This is a genomic window from Priestia sp. P1_B12_1 (genome assembly GCF_056406695.1).
The window spans coordinates 1-1,204 of sequence record NZ_JBFTZR010000062.1; the positions used below are offsets into that span (position 1 = coordinate 1).

The 1,204-nt window shown below is 38.4% G+C and carries 1 protein-coding gene and 1 pseudogene; both read right to left on the reverse strand.

Annotated elements, in window-relative coordinates; all coding sequences use genetic code 11:
• A pseudogene (locus AC1D0Y_RS29525) lies at window positions 1-231 on the reverse strand (ParB N-terminal domain-containing protein); the annotation flags it as partial.
• Between the two features lie 108 nt (window positions 232-339).
• On the reverse strand, window positions 340-1,204 hold an 865-nt coding region (locus tag AC1D0Y_RS29530), incomplete at its 5' end, for a replication protein (RefSeq protein WP_477708450.1).

A 1,204-nucleotide genomic window follows, 5' to 3' on the forward strand; every position in this document is an offset into this window, starting at 1 on the left:
CGTTGGTTCCCCTTGAATTAAGATCTTTTCATGCATGATGCTTTTCTTCGTGAGCCCTGTTTTATTAAAGGCTTTCTTCGCAACAAACACCGTATACGAAATAAAGGTACTCTTCTTTAATCCTTTAGGCGCAGATGGTGACCCTTTTTCACGCATATCAAAGGCAACGTAGCGATCATATTCGCGTAAGGGTCCTGTGGCTGATCCGGTTAACGTAATTTTATGTGGCATAATAGTCTCCTCCTGCGTAGATTAGTAGTTATTGTTTATTTAGAACACGGTTCTAAATAAACATATTCTATTAAAACATCAGCTTCTAAGAGATTTCTACTTTTTTGATTAGGAAGCTGTGTCTTTTAACTGGTTATGGTGATGCAAACACTCTTGTTCCTCTGGCGTTAAAGCTTGTCCTAAGTCTTGTTTTACCTGAGCTATCTCCAACAAGCTATACGTAGAGCTGTGCTCCTGCAGCAAGTTCTCTTCTTCTGGCGTGAGTTCTTGTGCTAAATCTTGCTTTAACTGAATCATTTCAAGCTTCTGCTCCAACGTAACCTCTGTTTCTTGTGTACCCTTTTCTGGCTGCTGTTCAGCTTTTAACCAATCTGGAACGAGTTCCTTACGGATAATCCGTTTTGGTGTAGCCAATGTTGTTGTTTGACTTTCGTTATGTATAACTTCTTGTTGATTTGCGTATACTGATGAATAATCCTGACTTTTAGGCCTTGTTAAATCATAGAATTGATTTTTCGCAATCTGATAGATTAGTCGACACATATCCCGTAGGGATAAAGGATTCCCTTGTTGATTAGCTTCATGGACATATTTATCTAACCCAACAATGGTTGAATACGCAATTTCATGTACTTGCTCTTTTTTAATCTCAAGCTCTGTATCTCGTTTCACGGCTTTTGCAGCATTTTGAATACGAGCATAAAAGTCTTGTAGTTGATGTCCATATTTACCTGCATAGACTTGATTGACTTTCTTGGGAACACCTTTGATATAGCTGAATGACTGTGAAACAGATATTAAATGATTATTTATATGATTTACAGGTAAATCAAGGTTAATAAAGGCATCAGATGATTTATCGGCCTCTAAGCTTGGTGTATCAACGTTTTCAGCACTTTCTGGAGACGTCACAGGACGTGTCACAGGAGTGGTCATTTCTTCTTGTTGAAGCGTTTGTATCCCTGTTGTATCA